Origin of the sequence: Ktedonobacter sp. SOSP1-85, assembly GCF_016587415.1 — a bacterium.
GTDB lineage: Bacteria > Chloroflexota > Ktedonobacteria > Ktedonobacterales > Ktedonobacteraceae > Ktedonobacter.
This window is the reverse complement of the sequence record NZ_BNJI01000002.1, coordinates 2,019,474-2,035,652: the sequence shown is the minus strand read 5'-3', so window position 1 is coordinate 2,035,652 and position 16,179 is coordinate 2,019,474. Positions and strand designations below refer to the sequence as shown.

Sequence of the window (16,179 nt, the reverse complement as noted above, 5' to 3'; positions counted from 1 at the left end):
AACCGTGCAGGCAACTACTGACGATAGAGTTGCTGTATTTGCGCAGGTGCAGCGATTTTCTCGGTACTCGCAGAGAAGACGCAATCGCACCGATGGCAGTAGCAGAATTGCTCCCATTGGCGCATAAGATATTGCCAGTGCTCCTGCTCCTGCTGTTGTAGCTCACGGCGGTGCTTGTTAGCTTGACGGAAAAACACACGATGAGTCAAAACCCCAAGGAGCACTGGTAGACCGATAGAGAGACCGCATATGCTCAAGATGACCAGGAGTATACTAGCAACGCTGGAATCAGCAGGAAGGAGGCCAGCCATAAAGGACGGGAAAAACAATTGAGAGAGATAGAGAGCGATGGCAAGGAGAGGACAAAGCCAGAGGATGATCTTCTCGACGACAGGAAGAGGAATCGTTTTCCGCCGAGGAGGCAAGAGTAAAGCCCCGAGTCTCGTCTGGTGAGTGACTGGAACGGTGGTCGTCTGAGGGATAGAGTTGTAGGTAGGATTTCCTGCGGAATCAAAGGTGACAGAAGTAGAGGTAGTGACCTGGGTTTCCATTCTCGTGAAGGAGCTATTGCGATGAATAGCCGGGACTTTCTGAACCTGGTCATTGCGCTTACAGGCAGGGCAGTCGCTAGGGGGGAGAAGCATTCTTTTTTCCTTTCATCAGAGGAGGAGCGTATCCATCGTTTTCTCGTTCCATCATGACAACGCAACGTTACCACTCAGTATAAAAGTATATTTGTCTCTCTGTCTATGAAAAACACCACACTTGTCAAAGTCTCGAACCTCAGCATCCTTTGCGCCTTTTCAAGTGAGGCTGGTGCGATTTTACCCTCATTCTCTGGCACCTGCTCTTACCCATATCGTGGCAGTAGCTTGAGATCGTAAGCGGCTTTACACTGATGGGCTCATAAGATTTCTGTAGTATGTTCTGGCAGCGATTCAAATGTGTGACCCATATCGCGGCGGTGAGTATGTTTACATGAATTCACGAGAAAAAATTACTTACCCAGACACTGAATATGGAGTCAAATCAATGCTAGCGGGTTACGATTGGAACGGAAAGTTTAAATGGAAATAACATGTGGTTCACCCATGCCATATAATCAGGGTTTCACTTCAGCAGACACACTGCCAGAGTTTCACTCCAGTAGACACACTGTGCATCTATAAGTAGATAACTCAAGTAGGATGTCTACTTATAGATGCGCAGCAGCAAGTTGTGGCGCGAACCCCTGAAAAAGGGGATATTGCTGCTCACTCTTGAGTAATTGCCAGCGCCTGCGGATGCTGGTACACGAGCCGCTCGTTCCAGGGGAGATCTAGCTGTTCCCAATGCAGCCCGGCATCAGGAGAGCGATAACACCCCTTGTTACTGAGCAGATAGAAGGCGCCTGGTTCAGCCGGAGTGGTGCCAAATGCTGCGACCATACAGCCTGTCGCCTCTGGCAACCCATTTGTGACCATCTGCCAGGATTGTCCCTTTGTTTTGCGATAGACGAAGGATTCAGCCATCATGGGACTATGCGCCGCCTCTGGACTGGTTGATGCCGACACCAGGATCGTATCAGGGTCAGCAGAATCGACTGTCGCGCCAAACAAGTAGTGATGGTGCAAGCCTTCATCGGGATACTGCCAGGTTTTCCCACCATCCAGGCTTTCCTGATAACCCTTGCCTGCGGCCAGAATGCCATCACCAGCTGCCGAATAGAGGCGACCAGGCACTGCTGGATGGATGATCAACGTGTGCGTATCATATGGTCCATCGGGCACGCGATCCTCCCAGGTTGCTCCACCATCCAACGTGTGCACCAATGCCCCGGCCTCGACCGCGACAAAAACACGACCGGGCACGTGTGGATCAGATGTGATCCAACGCACATGGTGAGTCTCGGGTTTCGGCGGGAAGCTCCAGGTCGAGGACGATGGCAGTTCACGGAAGCTTGCCAGCTCTTGCCAGCTTGTGCCGCCATCTTCGGAACGGAACATCGCGCCCGGCTCAGTTCCCACATAGACGACACCATACTCGCCAACTCGCTCCAGCGCACTGACAGCCAGCGCAGTGATATCGCTATACTGGATACCGCTCACCTCCCTTAGGACCATCGGGAGGTCGCCAATCGGCTGCCAGGTGCGACCCGCATCCCGGCTTTGCCACAATCCACGTCGATAGGTTCCACAGTACACGCATTCGGGGCGCAACGGGTCCGTAGCCAGGCACAAAGCTTGGAGTCCGTCCAGGTGCGACTCCATCTGCCAGTCGCTATGATGCTGTCTGGCAACCAGCACGCTCTTCTCCATTGCCATGTAAAGGGTCTTCATTGTCTTCTCCTTATACTTTGAGGATTCAATACACCATCAGATGAACAGGTAGCAACCGTACCTGTGATAGCAGGAGTATAAAGAGAAAGCGGGTGAGCACGCATCACCCTGTCGGGGCATTGTTGCGGGTGATTGTGTGAGAGAAAGGAAGAAATCAATCATCTACAACAAACCCAGACGGCGCGCCACCTCGCTGGCCTCATGGCGGCTGCCAATGCCCAGTTTGCGATAGATACTCTTGACCTGCGTTTTCACGGTGTTGAGGGAAACAACCAGTTCGCGAGCGATCTCCGGGTTCGTACGACCCGCAACCAGCAGATGGAGGACACGTCGCTCCCCAGAACTGAGTAGTTCAAGTACGTCATAACCAGTAGCCGGTATCGTAGAGAGTCGGACCGTGGTAAAGCCACGCAGCAACGTGCGTACAAAAGCTACCTGGAGAGGCGCACGCATCTCAGAGACCATTCCTTTGAGCAACGCGGCCATCTCGGCACCTTCATCGAAAAAGAGACGCTGATACCCCGCGGTCTGAGCCAGAGCGAGCGCTTCTTTGAGCACTTCCTGCACCTCCTGCTTGCGCCTGAGATATGCATAGGCCCGTGCCATGATCAGGAGCACTTCTACTTCACTACGCAGGCGGGCCTGGCTCTGTGCCTCCGCACGCCTGCCAGCCAGGAGAGAGAGCGCCTGATATACCTTCCCCTCTTCTCCCTGGGCAATGAGCAACCGTGCGGTCAACAACTGCTCTTGCTCGCGCACGATATCTAGCGGCGGCTCATTCTGGGCGATGATATGCAGCCCGGCCAATCGACGTTGTGCCGTGACGAGGTCGCCAGAGGCGAGGGCAAAATGGGCCAGCCACAGCTCGATCTCGCGGGAGTAGCGCGGTTGTGCAAGAGCGGACGAGAGGCGCTGCAACAATTCCTGCGCCTGGGTGTGCTCACCGCGGGCATACAGCACTCGCGCCAAAAGCTGAGCCGACTGAAGCCACAACAGTTCATTGCCGGTCTCGGCATGCAGGGCATACGCCTGCTGGATATACTGCTCGGCTTCCCACAAACGGTTCCACTCATACGAGAGGGTCGAAAGCCCGATCAGGGCCGTTCCCCGGTCTGCGCGATCGTTCCCGGCAGTGTCGAGAACCCGGCGCATGAGCAGAGCTGCCTGTTCCAGATGGCCTGCTCCAAGCGCAAGATAGCCCTGCTGGATAAGCGAACCACGCCTGGCATAGCTATTCTCCTCGAAGGAGACAGGATTGAGCTTCCGGGCTTCATGCATGAGCTGCCGCGCCTCGGTAATCCTGCCTGCTACGAGAGATGCCATGCTAAGCATATCCAGGGCAAGACTCCGCCAGAACCGTTCCTCGTCCGGCAACAGCTTGAGCGCTGACGTTGCACAGCGGATCGCGGTCGCATGATCGTTCATATGCCGGATGAGGAGCGCATGCAGCGCCAACGCTTCTCCCAGACGAGGCAGGTCGCCAAGTGCCTGCAAACGCTGTTCGGCCATCTGGAGATACTTCTCCAACTGTGGCCGTAAGGCTGACGTACACTGCTGTTCACAATGCAGCAGCGCCACAGCATAGGTCTGGCTGAGCGTTGGTGACTCACGCAGGATCTCTTCAGGGAACTGTCTGAGCCAGCGCAAAAAGATGTGCACTTCCTGCTGGTGCCAAAGAGACTGTGACTCAACGATGCGCGTCAGAAGCTGGGCGGCGCGTTGCAGTTCGCGCGCAGAGAGCGCGGCCTCAACCGCATCGGAGAGCAGGTCGTGTTGCTCATACCAGCGACTGGCGCGGCTCTGGGTAGCAAGCAGACGCGCTTCGCCCAGACGGCGGCGTGCCTCGTGCTGCATCGCCTCGGCGAAGAGCGCATGGTAGCGATACCAGGTGCCGCTCTCGTCTAATGGCAGTAAAAACAGATGAGCGCGCTCAATCTGTTCAAGCACGAACATGCTGTCATCGCGGCCAGTCACCGTATCACACAGCGAACCGCTCAGGCGGACCAGCCCGGTTGTCTCCAGCAAAAAGGTTTGCAGCGGCTCGGCTTGAGAGGCGAGCACCTCGGCAACCAGGTAGTCGAGGATCGAGCGATCTCTCCCACTGATCTGTGCCAGTCGTTGTTCCATCTCCCGGGCCGAAAGCGATCCCTGACTTTGCAGGGCCAGCGTGAGCAGGCGTAATCCGGTGATCCACCCTTCTGTCCGCTGCTGGACCTGCTCGAGCAGCGTCTCCTCGCACGGGAAAGGCAGAGTCTGTCGTAAAAACACCCGTGTCTCTTCCGGCGTAAAGCGCAGGTGAGACGCCTCCAGTTCCACCAGGTCGTCGTGAGCGCGCAGTTGGGCCAGAGGCAACGGCGGTTCTCTCCGCGTCAGCAGGATCAGATGCAGGTTGGGGGGCTGATGTTCCAGGAAGAAAGACAGGGCCTGATGGATTTCCTTACTGTGAATCATATGGTAATCTTCTAGCATCAGGATACCGCATCCCGGCATGCTGGCCAGATCATTGAGGAGCCCGGTCAGGATGGGCTCCAGAGAAGGACGGGAAAAAGAAAGCGGCTCGGCTGCACCGAGCTGTGACAGAAGGCTCTCTCCCAGGTTCGGTTGAAAGGTCTGGCAGGCCACAATCAGATAGCGCCAGAAGCGGATCGGGTCGTTATCCCCCTCATCCAGGGCAATCCACGCGACGAGCGGCGAACTCCCATCGCGCGTGTCGCGGGCCGCGATCCACTCGCTCACCAGCGTCGTTTTGCCATATCCAGCCGGTGCTAGCAGCAGCGTCAGTTTGCGCGAGAGGCCCTCATCCAGCCGCTCCAGCAAACGCCGGCGGGAGAGCAGAGAAGCTGTGGGGCGCGGCGGGCGCAATTTGGGTAGGAGCAGCGGCGCCTGACTGAGCAGAGCGGAAGGAGCAGTCTGGGGAGGCAGAGAGGGCGAAGGGTGAGAAGCGCTAGGCAGTTGGACAGACTCACGCTGGATGGGATCGGCCTGTATGGCCAGCGCAAGCTCCTCCAGGCGGGCGATGGTCAGATCAGCTGGGCGCCCGGCATACTTCTTCACGACACGCTTGCCCTGGCGCCGATAAGCATACCAGTAGCCATCGACTCCTCTGGCACGCGTCTGCTTCTGCAAATTGAGGCGTCCCTGTTGGCCGTGAAAGGAAAAAGAAATGGCTTCGTCGAGCAGCCGGAAGACCCGCGCCTCGGAGGACACCCCCACCCTCTTTTGTGTGTTTCCCTCTTGCTGCCAGAAATACTGCTGGTCTTCTGCTGACCAGAGCAGCGTCGCTGGAACCTTTTTTGCCATATGTTTCTCTCTTCGCTGGCATCGCTATGGATATGTTTCCCAACGGTGGGCTCGGCCATAATTATATCCCCGTGAGATCATTGGACAAGTGTTTCCCAACATCCAGAAGAGGCAGTTCCAGACGCCACCAACCGAGCACACAACCCGGTCAGTGAAGTCCAGGGATGGGACCATATTGTACTGATTGTGACACTCCGCATGGGCTAAAGCCCAGCAGCTTCTGACACGGCTCCGTAAGCGCCTCCGTGAGACCTGTCCCGTAGGGACTACTCAAAATGGAGGCGTAGTGTGGTAGCCATATCTGAGGGACGCGCACCCATCCGGCGCAATCCCCCCGGGCGGTGCCAGGCCCGTTGGCGTGATCCCCTTGCCTTGCTTGAGCAATAGATGGTTGCCCTTCGCCTTCGGCATCCTGGGAGATCCCAACACCTGGGTCTTTCGACCCCCTCGTCGCACGTCGCGAACGAGCATGAGGCTTTTCCTTCAACGGTTCTTGGGAGCGCTCGATCAAGCGCTGCCCGATTCTCAGACTGGCATTGCGGTCGGCATGGTCGCGCATCTGGCATTGTGGGCACAGGCAAAGCGCCGCGCCGGGCGTGTATCCCTCAACCGGCTCGCCCTCATTGTAGCGAATGACGGGCGCGTGACAGCGATGGCATTCCCGGCTCGTATTGCGTGGATTGACGCGGCACGTAATGAGACCACCTGCATTCCACGCCTTGTACTTTGCGTACTTGAAGATGCGCCCTTTCATCCAGTAGGCGCGTTTCCTGTTGCTACGGCGCGAATACGTGCCTTTTTCCGGGCGCAGGTTGCCCAGATGCTCGAAGACCAGGATGCTGGCTTGCTGCTCGATGGCGAACTGGACAATGCGAGCGCTCACCTGGTGCGCGATATGCTCATCGACGTGCCTGATCTTGCGCCAGAGAGCCACATTGTCCTGTTCCCCTTCGGCAATGACGCCCGTCTGAGATCGGTTGTGTGCAATGCGTCCGAGCAGTCTCTTCCTAAAGCCCGATACCGCTGTGCCATTTCCAATGAAGGAAGTAGCCAGGATGGTGCCTTCGACTGCCTGAACGGTGCACACGGCGAGATGCTGGTCGAGGTTCACATCGACCGCGCAGAGACGCGTCTCTTTGGATGCTATCTGTTCAACAACTTTGGAGGGCGCCTCCAACGGTTTCTCGATGGGAGTATGCAACCACCAGCGGTTGCCCTTGCGAACCAGTTGCGGGCTCCCTCGTGCGTACCCCTGGGGAATATCGCGAGAAAGCGCACCAACTTTGAGCCAGGACCAGCACGAGCCAGTCCACACTCTGAGCATGATGGAGTGCGTAGAGCGTTCTTTCCACAAGCCCGCGTAGAAGGAGGCCGATTTGTTCCAGGTGCGCGGCGGGACCGGTGGCCGCTCCCTGAACGGCTGCTTCTTCTTGCCCTTTTTGCATGGTTTGGCCTCGTGCTTCTCTTTGCGTGCTCGCCATGTTTTGAGCGAGGAGAAAAAGGCGCGAGCAGAGCCAAGGGCCGCATTGATGGCGGCGCGGCGGAACATCGCGGGGATATCCGGGGCGATGTCGGAGAGAGGCAGAATGGGATGGGGATTCTTCTCCGTTGCATGGGTGAGTTTCTCCAGGGCGGTAAGGGCCTCCTTGCTCTTGAGAGAGAGGATGCCCTCATGGGCCTGGATGACATCAAAGTAGAAAGCCACGACACGATTGTAGAGCGCCTGATTTTCCGCGAAGGAGTGGGCTGACTGTGGCGGATACTGTAACGCTTGTCTGATGGTTTTCGTGGCTTTTGCCATGTTTCGTACTTTTCTCTCAAAATATATATCGTGTCTCTTGTAGAGTATACTCCAAGACATTGGAGTTGTCAAACATACGTTCTATATTGTGCGATGCAAGGGCGAAAGCTGGGACACGCCTCACTGCTGCCGTTGAAACGGCGCAGCTTGCGGCGGGCTAAAGCCCGTTATGTCAGAAAACTCACCATGCAGCCGTGAAGAGAAAAGAATGGGTTTGGATGCCTGTATCAACAGAGGCATCTCCAATCACAGAAGCAATCCCATCAGCATAAATCCAGGGCAGACAGAAAGCGTTTGAGAGAATGACTAACGTTTGGCGTGAGTTTAACCTTTCTTTCCGACTTTGGTAGCCTCCAAGATGAGTTGAGCAACATCAACTGGATGCGACACCGGGGAGGCATGACTTGAGGGAATTTCTCTGGTCGTTGCATGCATACGCTTTGCCAGCCATCGCTCTAAGTTAGGGTCGATGGTCCGATCATATACTGATACAGCGTACCACGAGGGAAGATGCTGCCAGGCTGCCGAGCTCTCTTTGTCTGTAAAGCATGATGGTCTGACTGGTTTCTGAGAAACAGCAAGTACGCGTGCCTTTGCAAGATCAATGTCTGCGACAAATGTTTGTGGAAAGTATGGTGGATCAAGCCATATGAAACCCTTGCGATAGGATGAGGCAAAGTGTTGCACTCCAGGTGTCGTAGGATATCTTGCACTGAGCTCTGCCGATGACTCACTCACTGCTGGCGCGTGGGCCGCTATATACACGAGGCCTATAACATTCGAGGCGTTTCCTGCACCAGTAATCACTGCTCCTCCATAGGAATGCCCAACAAGAATCGTCGGACCGGAGACTGAGGCGAGAGCCTGACGGGTTACGTCGATATCGTCAGCAAGCGACGTAAGAGGTATTTGTACAGCCAGGACGTGATGTCCTGCCTGTTGCAAAAGTGGCGTGACGCTGCTCCAACTGGATGCATCTACAAACGCCCCGTGTACGAGTACCACATTGATTCCCGATGATCCTCCTCTGTCGTGCTCAGTGTTCATATATGTATGTTGTGGTTGTCCTCCTGACGCTTGTGCATCTCTTACTGGAGTAAAGCGAGAAGCAAGAGCTGTCGCGGCCACTGCTCCACTAAGACGTCTGAAGAGTGTTCTGCGGCTCATGAAAGAAGTAGTCGGCGATAGCTCAACGTCTTTTTTGGGTGGGCGAAAAGAAAATGACATAGAACATGCTCCTTAGGTGAGTAATAGTTACGCTCAAGACAAACATCCTCGAAGACTTCAAGTCGCTGCTTGCTCGCTCGTTTTTGATGATTATGGACACGACACAGTTGTAGGATGCTCGACAATTGTCATGTCGGTGATCATCAAAAGTGCTTCAGGCGCTATCTGTCTTTTTTGAAAAGAGATTGACAGACTCTCCCCTTCTTTTCAGCCGATGTGCGCTTTGATGAGGTCGGCGAGTTCCATCGTCGCTTGATGGCAGGCGGCAGAGAAGCGCGTAAATTGAGGAAACCCGTGAGTCAGATCTGGATTGTGCACATAGGTGAGGTCGTTGCCTGCGGCGGCCAGTTTCTGTGCGTATGCATGTCCCACATCGCGAAGCGGGTCGAATCCATTCGTAACCAGGATCGTCGGCGGAAGATTGGTATGCGATTGAGCGTTCAAAGGAGTAATGTACGGATGCCGTCCATCATCTGAGTTCTTGAGGTAATTGCGTACCATCTCGTAGATCCCGTTTGTTTCGAGATAAAGCCCGGTCCGGTTCTCGCTCCCTGACAAGGTATCGCCAGGGAAGGCGGCCTCCGGGAAGAGCGGCACGTGCAAGGCGAGCCTGGGACCCTTTTCATTGCGAAGCTTTAGCGCGATGACACAGGTCATGTTCCCGCCTGCAGAGTCACCCCCGACAGCGATTTTGTTCGCGTCGACGCCCTCTGCACTAGCGTTGTCGAAGAGCCAGCGCACGAAGTACTCTATCTCATCAATCTGCACCGGAAACTTCGCCTCTGGAGCGAGCTGATACTCGATGCTATAGGTAATGACGCCTGCGCGCTCGGCGATGAGGCGCATAGGAACCTCGAACTCATCAAGTGTCCCATAAGTGAAGCCGCCACCGTGGATATAGACCAATGCTCCGGATAGAACACTTGTTGGATTGGTGGGTGTGTGCTTGCGAACGGCTAGGGACCCGTGAGGTCCAGGCAGAACGAGCGTCTCTATAGCACCGATCTCGGGCCACGGCCCTTCGCCAAGCACCTTGTGATCTCGACGGCCCTGCGCAATCGTTACATCGGCACCGAGAGTTGGGCCTTTTGGAAGCCATGCCTTGAGTTCGGGATCGAGTGTGCCACGGCCCACTGATCCAGGGATATTCGTGCGATTGTAGATGAGCATATGCTTTCTCCTTCGTTTGGGAATATGGTATTGTTATCGCGATAACGTCCATACTGCGTCTCGCAGATCGTTCTTCTTCAAGCCTCGAGGACGATGGGCAGAAAATGCATCGGTCACCTACTCTATCATGCACCATATCTTTCGTTCCGGCTTTCGTGAATGACGTCAGGGCAGGGTCTTTTGTACCTTGGCTAAATCCTTGTATGACATGCCCACCCGGTTAGCAGAAGCAAGCAAGCTTGGCTGGCACCAAGGCTGGCCGCGCACACATATCTCTCTTCGCGTTCTTGGAGAAGCTCCTGCCTGATGCAATGTCGCCTTTCATTTTCCAGCATAACAAGTGTTCTCAAATACGCATAAGGGTTATAGCATCCTGGGTTGGAGAAAAGCACGAGATTGGACTCCGCGCTGGCTCCCCAAATTGATCAATTACACAATATTACTTGTAGGAAATGGATACACAATACATGTAATCTTGCCTGGCTGATCATTCTTACACGACGAACCAAACCAGGGATGGGCTTTTTCTCTTTTAAAACCGCAGAGAAAACGCTCCAAGGATTTGAGGTCATGAGCATGATTCGCAAAGGGCAAGTGCAGGGGATTGCCAGAGGAACATTCAAGGCCAGATCATGTTCATCGCCAGCGACCCCTCTCAATGAATATGGATGCTACTCTCGCTGTTTTTTCCCAGAGTGAGTGAAGCAAAGAGGAAGAGCTTCGTGGAGCACCAATAGAAATCCTGCTCTCTGTGCGCGTTCAAGACGTTCATCGACGGAAACGGGAGCAGTATACCGCGACTCCCCGTGTTCGCCCGATGGGCGTTGGCTTGGAACTCTATGGGATGCGCAAGGATGGCACCGCCTGGACGCAGGAGCATCCCTCACCTTCTCCTGAGGTACGTTTCACAAACAATGGCACCTTATACAGTGCCTACCCCATTCAAACCAGTATGGTCTTGGATGAGGCTACCCAGCAGGTGACTCTGACGTTGGCGGGAAGCGATAACCCTGGCAAGCAAAATATCCAGGTTTCCTGGACCTGGGATGGAAAAACCTGGAGGCAACAGTCGCTGCAGCACCTGCCAGAGCAGGATATGTGTCTTTTTTTACAGTGTGGCGCAGCGGACCGTCTATGCCTTTGCAACGTCCATTACCATGACAGCCTTCAACGACAGTTTGTGGCAATGGAAGGGCCACAACTGGCAACCGCCGACCGTGTAAACAGAGCAAGTGTTGTCTGCCCGATAAAACGTCGTTTTTCCGCCAGATAAAATATTCTCCATATTGCTTTGGAGGAAATGGGCCAGCAGGGGGGCATTGACCGTCACCCGTTTTTTCCCATGTTGGCGCTGCTGTTCTCGCCACTCGCCGAGAATCAGGGACCATTCTCGCTCCGAGCGCCCGTGGACCTGAGCATATTCGTCGGCGATGCATTCGAGCCACTGCCCTTCAATGAAAGCAAACGCGACCCCCATGTCATAAGGCTCGTACCGCACGGGAACCGTTTTTCCCCAGACCTGTGGGGAGCGCATCTGTTCATGCCAGTAGTGTAAGCCATTCACGGTAATGCCCCGTGAGGGGAAGATTTTGGCCTGCCCCGTGCGCGTTGTGGGGCGCGTCAGCATCAGAAAGTCTTCTGAGTAAGGAATAAGCCGATGGAGTCGTACGCCTGCAAGGTGCATTCCCTGTGCGAAGGCTTCGCGCGGGCTTTGTCCAAGCGCCGGATGCTCCAGTTGATCATAGATCTCATAGGCATATTGGCTCAACCGGGCGGAGAAGCGTTCGAGCGTCCATACCGCCAGATGCGCAGGGTCAACCTCACGCGTCATCTGACGAGGCGTCTTGCTCGCCTGCGTATTTCCCCGCAGTTGATTCAGCAGTTCTGTCGTGGTTGTCCCAAAGAGACGCTCAATCACAGACCCGAAGTGAGACTGCCCGGCTGGGCGCTCTTTTTTCGTGATAAAGTAGCGCGAGAGCAACGTCTCAAAATAGACGCCCCAAATCCGTCACGAAAGACGGACTCGTGTGTGAACGGAAGGAGGCTTCCGCGTGGGCCAGGCGGTAAAATGCCCTCTCCGCCTGGCCGCAGCATCTGCATACTGGTATTCATCTCCTTTAGCCCCCAAGTTTCGCTGCAGTCTCGGCGAGGCGCGACGAGTATCCCCATTCATTGTCGTACCAGGCCGCGACCGAGACAAAATTTCCTTCCTGCACCTGGGTCAGGGGCAGATCAATAATCGAAGAATGGTAGTCGCCGACAATGCGCGCTGATGCCCATTCCTCTTTCAGCACGTCCATAATCCCTTTCAGCGGCTCCTCGCTGGCTGCCTGGATAAAGGCAGCGTTCACTTCCTGCACTGTGACCGCGCGCTCGGTGATGAGATTGAGTTCGGCAATGCTGCCGGTCTTGACGGGGACACGATACGCCTTGCCTGTGATTTTCAGTTCCGGCCAGATAAACTTGAGGGCTTTCGCCGCGCCGGAGGAGGAAGGAATGATATTTTCGGCTGCCGCCCACGAATCGCGCCGGTCGCGCATGGGCTGGTCGGTTAAAGATTGGGTGTTAGTATACGCGTGAACCGTTGTGAATAGGCCGTACTGGATGCCAAATTGCTCCAGCATCACTTTCACTACGGCGGCAAGGGCGTTGGTGGTGCAACTTGCCATGCTCACGATTTTGTGGGCCTGCGGATCAAAACTATCCATATTGATGCCAGGCAGCAGAACGGCGTCGCAATCCTGAAGGGTTTTGCTAGCGGCGCTGATGAGCACCCGCTTCGCGCCACGGTCAAGATGAACCTGCGCTCCGGCGCGAGTGACAGCGCGCCCCGTGCAGTCAACAACCAGATCGATGCCCATCGCTCCCCAATCGGGCACTTCTTTGGACGAATCGATATAGGGGATATCACGTCCACCAATCAGAAAACTATTTTCTCTGGTGCTGACATCTTCGTGCCAGCGGCCATAGTTGCTATCAACTTGAAAGACGGCGGCTGTCATCTCAAGGTTTCTAATGTCGGCAATCGCAACGGGTGTGAACAGATTCCGCTTCAATGCCGATTTGAGCATAGAACGCCCAATGCGTCCAAAACCATAGATTGCAATGTTACTCACACAGAATCTCCCTTATTTTTTGAGGAAGTCCTTCTCAAGCAGGAGGACAAACATCTCATCAACAAATATACCAGGAGATATCGATAAAATGGAACCTTTTTTGCCACAATTTCTGGCGTTTCTGCCAAACATCACGTCGCGCAGTCCGCAGAAAAGAGGTTTCAACAGTATTGAAAAAGCGAGGAAAATAGGGTAAGATGTAGTTGTAGAACATATGTTTTAAACAACAACCTGATTCGAGCAGCGGTTCTGTGAAAGGATGTGAGGGATGATCAAGGCGCATAAGATCAGACTGCATCCGACACCGGAGCAGGCGGTGTACTTTGCCAAAGCCGCCGGGACCGCACGCTTTGTCTGGAACTGGGCATTGGCTGAGTGGAACCGCCAATATGAGGCCGGGGGAAACCCCACCGCCTTCAAGCTCAAGAAGCAGTTTAACGAGATCAGGCGCGAGCAATTCCCCTGGACCTGGGAGATCACCAAGAACGCCTCTGATCAGCCCTTTCTCGATTTGGGCAAGGCGTTTACCGCATTCTTTGAGGGCCGTGCACGCCGCCCGAAGTTCAAAAGCAAGAAGCGCAGTAAGCCGAGTTTCTACCTTGCCAACGATCAGTTTGAACTGGGTGATCACCGCATGTGGATCCCCAAGCTCGGCTGGGTGAATATGGCCGAGAAGCTCCGGTTTGAGGGCCGGGTGAAGGGGGTACGCATCACCAAAACAGCCGAGTGGTGGTTTGTGTCCATCCAGGTCGAAATGCCAGAGACCCTGCCGGAGAACAAGCCAGCGGCCATAGGGATCGACGTGGGTCTCAACCGACTGGCGACCTTGAGTACGGGAGAGGGAATCGAGAACCAAGCCTTCCTCAAAACGGCTCTGGGGAAACTCCGTCGGGCAAACAAGCGGCTCCACCGCAGGAAGGCGGGATCCCGCGAATCGGGAGAAAGCACGTCGGCAGGTGGCACGGCTGCATTATCGGATTACCTGTCTGCGCGATGATGTGCTCCACAAGCTGACCACCAGGCTCGCCACCTGTTATGGGATCATTGGCATTGAGGATCTCCACCTCAAAGGGTTACTGAAAAATCGCACGCTGGCTCGCTCGCTTTCGGACGCGGCGTTCGGCAAATTGCTCTCTCTGCTGACCAGCAAAATGGAGCAGCGAGGCGGGCAGGTGATCAAAGTGGACCGCTTCTTTCCATCGAGTAAAACCTGCCATTGCTGCGACTGGAAGTGGGAAACCATGCAGTTGTCGGACCGCGTGTTCCTCTGCCAGAACTCCGAATGTGCGTACTACCAATTCGCGCAGGAGAGAGATCAGAACGCGGCGTTGAATATCTTGCAGGAAGCCCTCCGCTTGATCGGGCTCATAGATCAAGCCGTCTCCGGTACTGGCTCGGACGAAGACGCAAACGCGGGCTGTGGACGCGGGGTAAGACCAAAAATGTGCCGGTCACATTGAGGCACCTACGAATGAAGCAGCAACAACGAAATTTGGTGTGGGTGTGTGTGCTTGCATACATTTGCATACGAAAATCGGAGCAGAAAAAAGCATCCGTGCGAATGAAAAAAGACAGAGAAAAGATGCATCGTCAGGTTATGTGGCGGAACTCGCTCTCGGATAAGCATGGGTGGTGCGACCTTTTATCATATGCGCGCCAGAAGACCCCTGTTCTTGAGACATGGAGATGAATGGCGCGTTCCTTGTTTGGAGTGGATGGGGAATGCTTGCTTTTTTACATCTTTTCTGCTATTATGCAAGCATGAAACAGAAACGCGCTTTCAAGTATCGGATATACCCGACACCAGAACAACAGCATATGCTTTCTCGTACCTTCGGATGTTGCCGTTTCGTCTATAACTGGGCTTTGCGTAAAAAGACTGATGCCTACTACAACGAACAGCAACGCCTCTACTATAAAGACCTGAGCACGATGCTGACCGAGCTGAAAAAGCAAGAGGGAATGACCTGGCTCAATGACGTTTCGAGCGTGCCTCTGCAACAAGCGCTTCGTCATCTCGAGAAAGCGTTTCTGAATTTCTTTGAGGGACGTGCCAAGTATCCGACGTACCATAAAAAGCGGAACAAACAATCCGCCACGTACACCTCCAGCGCCTTCACGTGGAAGGATGGGCACCTGACCCTCGCCAAGATGAGTGAACCCCTCGAGATCAGATGGTCGCGTCCCCTGCCAGATGGGGCAACCCCTTCGAGTGTGACCATCTCCAAAGACGCTGCCAATCGCTACTTCATCAGCATCCTGCTTGAGGATGAGATTGAGCACTTGCCTTCCATCGAGTCCTCGATAGGAGTTGACCTTGGCTTGAAGTCCTTTGTGGTGCTCTCGACCGGTGAAGTGGTAGGCAACCCCAAATTCTTTCACAAGGATGAAAAGAACCTGGCCAAAGCCCAACGCCGGCACGTCAGGAAGAAAAAAGGCTCGAAGAACCGAGACAAAGCGCGTCTCAAGGTAGCTCGCATTCATGCCCGCATCGCTGATCGCCGCCGTGATTTTCTGCACAAACTTTCTACACGCTTGATCCGTGAGAACCAAACGATCTGCGTGGAGAGTTTGCAGGTCAAGAACATGGTCAAGCATCCAACCCTCAGCAAAGCCATCAGTGATGTGGGATGGAGTGAGTTTGTGACCCAACTGGAATACAAAGCCGACTGGTACGGTCGAGATCTTGTCAAAATTGACAAGTGGTATCCCTCCAGTAAGCGGTGTTTTGAGTGTGGTCACCTCCTTGACTCCTTAGCGCTTGATGTCCGTCAGTGGACGTGTCCAGCGTGTGCTGTGCAGCACGACCGCGATATCAACGCAGCCAAGAATATTAGGTCCGTGGGGCTCACGGTCCTCAATGCCTGTGGAGAGGCTGTAAGACCTGGACGGGTTTTGTCTCGTTCTGGCAAGACTCAGCGAAGCAGGAAACCCTCGAGGTGACTCGAGGAATCCCCCGGCTTGAGCCGTGGGGAGGATGTCAATTGTCAGAGGCGATTACAATCATGTCAAATAACAGCAAGGGGCGTTAGTCAATCACCCCATGCATGAAGGCCTGATTCTTACAGACATTTTACAATTAGGTTTTGTGGACCTGCTGTGCTGGTCGACACCCTCTGTTGAGCGTTTCACAAACACATGGAGAGCGATTGGTTTGTGAAGCCCCTCCAAAAAGATGTGGGTAAGAATCAGGCCTCAAAGGCAGGAGTCCCCTGCGGCGGTTTGTTGAAAATTGTTTCCAAGAAAT

The 16,179-nt window shown here is 54.6% G+C and carries 8 protein-coding genes and 2 pseudogenes; 2 read left to right on the top strand and 8 right to left on the bottom strand.

What is annotated here, in order from left to right:
- Nucleotides 1-14: 14 nt before the first annotated feature.
- From KTE_RS37135 to KTE_RS37100, 8 genes and pseudogenes are all read right to left on the bottom strand, one after another.
- On the bottom strand, nt 15-644 hold the full coding sequence (locus tag KTE_RS37135) for a hypothetical protein (RefSeq protein WP_201390709.1): 630 nt from the start codon (nt 642-644) through the stop codon (nt 15-17).
- Between the two features lie 609 nt (nt 645-1,253).
- Complete coding sequence (locus tag KTE_RS37130; protein WP_236600863.1) at nt 1,254-2,318, bottom strand: glycosyl hydrolase; 1,065 nt, start codon at nt 2,316-2,318, stop codon at nt 1,254-1,256.
- 162 nt (nt 2,319-2,480) lie between these two features.
- Nucleotides 2,481-5,618, bottom strand: a complete 3,138-nt coding sequence (locus KTE_RS37125; RefSeq protein WP_201390707.1) for a LuxR C-terminal-related transcriptional regulator — start codon at nt 5,616-5,618, stop codon at nt 2,481-2,483.
- A 266-nt stretch (nt 5,619-5,884) separates the two neighbouring features.
- A pseudogene (locus KTE_RS37120) lies at nt 5,885-7,419 on the bottom strand (zinc ribbon domain-containing protein).
- Nucleotides 7,420-7,743: 324 nt separating this feature from the next.
- Nucleotides 7,744-8,424: an alpha/beta hydrolase gene (locus KTE_RS37115; RefSeq protein WP_201390705.1), complete on the bottom strand. Its 681-nt coding sequence runs from the start codon at nt 8,422-8,424 to the stop codon at nt 7,744-7,746.
- A gap of 429 nt (nt 8,425-8,853) precedes the next feature.
- Entirely contained in the window at nt 8,854-9,816 is a 963-nt protein-coding gene (locus tag KTE_RS37110; RefSeq protein ID WP_201390703.1) for an alpha/beta hydrolase, read from the bottom strand.
- 1,132 nt (nt 9,817-10,948) lie between these two features.
- Nucleotides 10,949-11,797: a Mu transposase C-terminal domain-containing protein gene (locus KTE_RS37105; protein ID WP_236600862.1), complete on the bottom strand. Its 849-nt coding sequence runs from the start codon at nt 11,795-11,797 to the stop codon at nt 10,949-10,951.
- Nucleotides 11,798-11,933: 136 nt separating this feature from the next.
- Complete coding sequence (locus KTE_RS37100) at nt 11,934-12,932, bottom strand: type I glyceraldehyde-3-phosphate dehydrogenase (RefSeq protein ID WP_201390701.1); 999 nt, start codon at nt 12,930-12,932, stop codon at nt 11,934-11,936.
- Nucleotides 12,933-13,200: 268 nt separating this feature from the next.
- On the opposite strand from KTE_RS37100, the pseudogene KTE_RS50105 reads away from it, so the two are divergent.
- Both KTE_RS50105 and tnpB read left to right on the top strand, forming a co-directional pair.
- Nucleotides 13,201-14,392: pseudogene (locus KTE_RS50105) on the top strand (RNA-guided endonuclease InsQ/TnpB family protein).
- Nucleotides 14,393-14,693: 301 nt separating this feature from the next.
- Nucleotides 14,694-15,875 (top strand): IS200/IS605 family element RNA-guided endonuclease TnpB, encoded by a 1,182-nt coding sequence (gene tnpB / locus KTE_RS37090; RefSeq protein WP_201390699.1) that lies wholly within the window; start codon nt 14,694-14,696, stop codon nt 15,873-15,875.
- Nucleotides 15,876-16,179 lie beyond the last annotated feature (304 nt).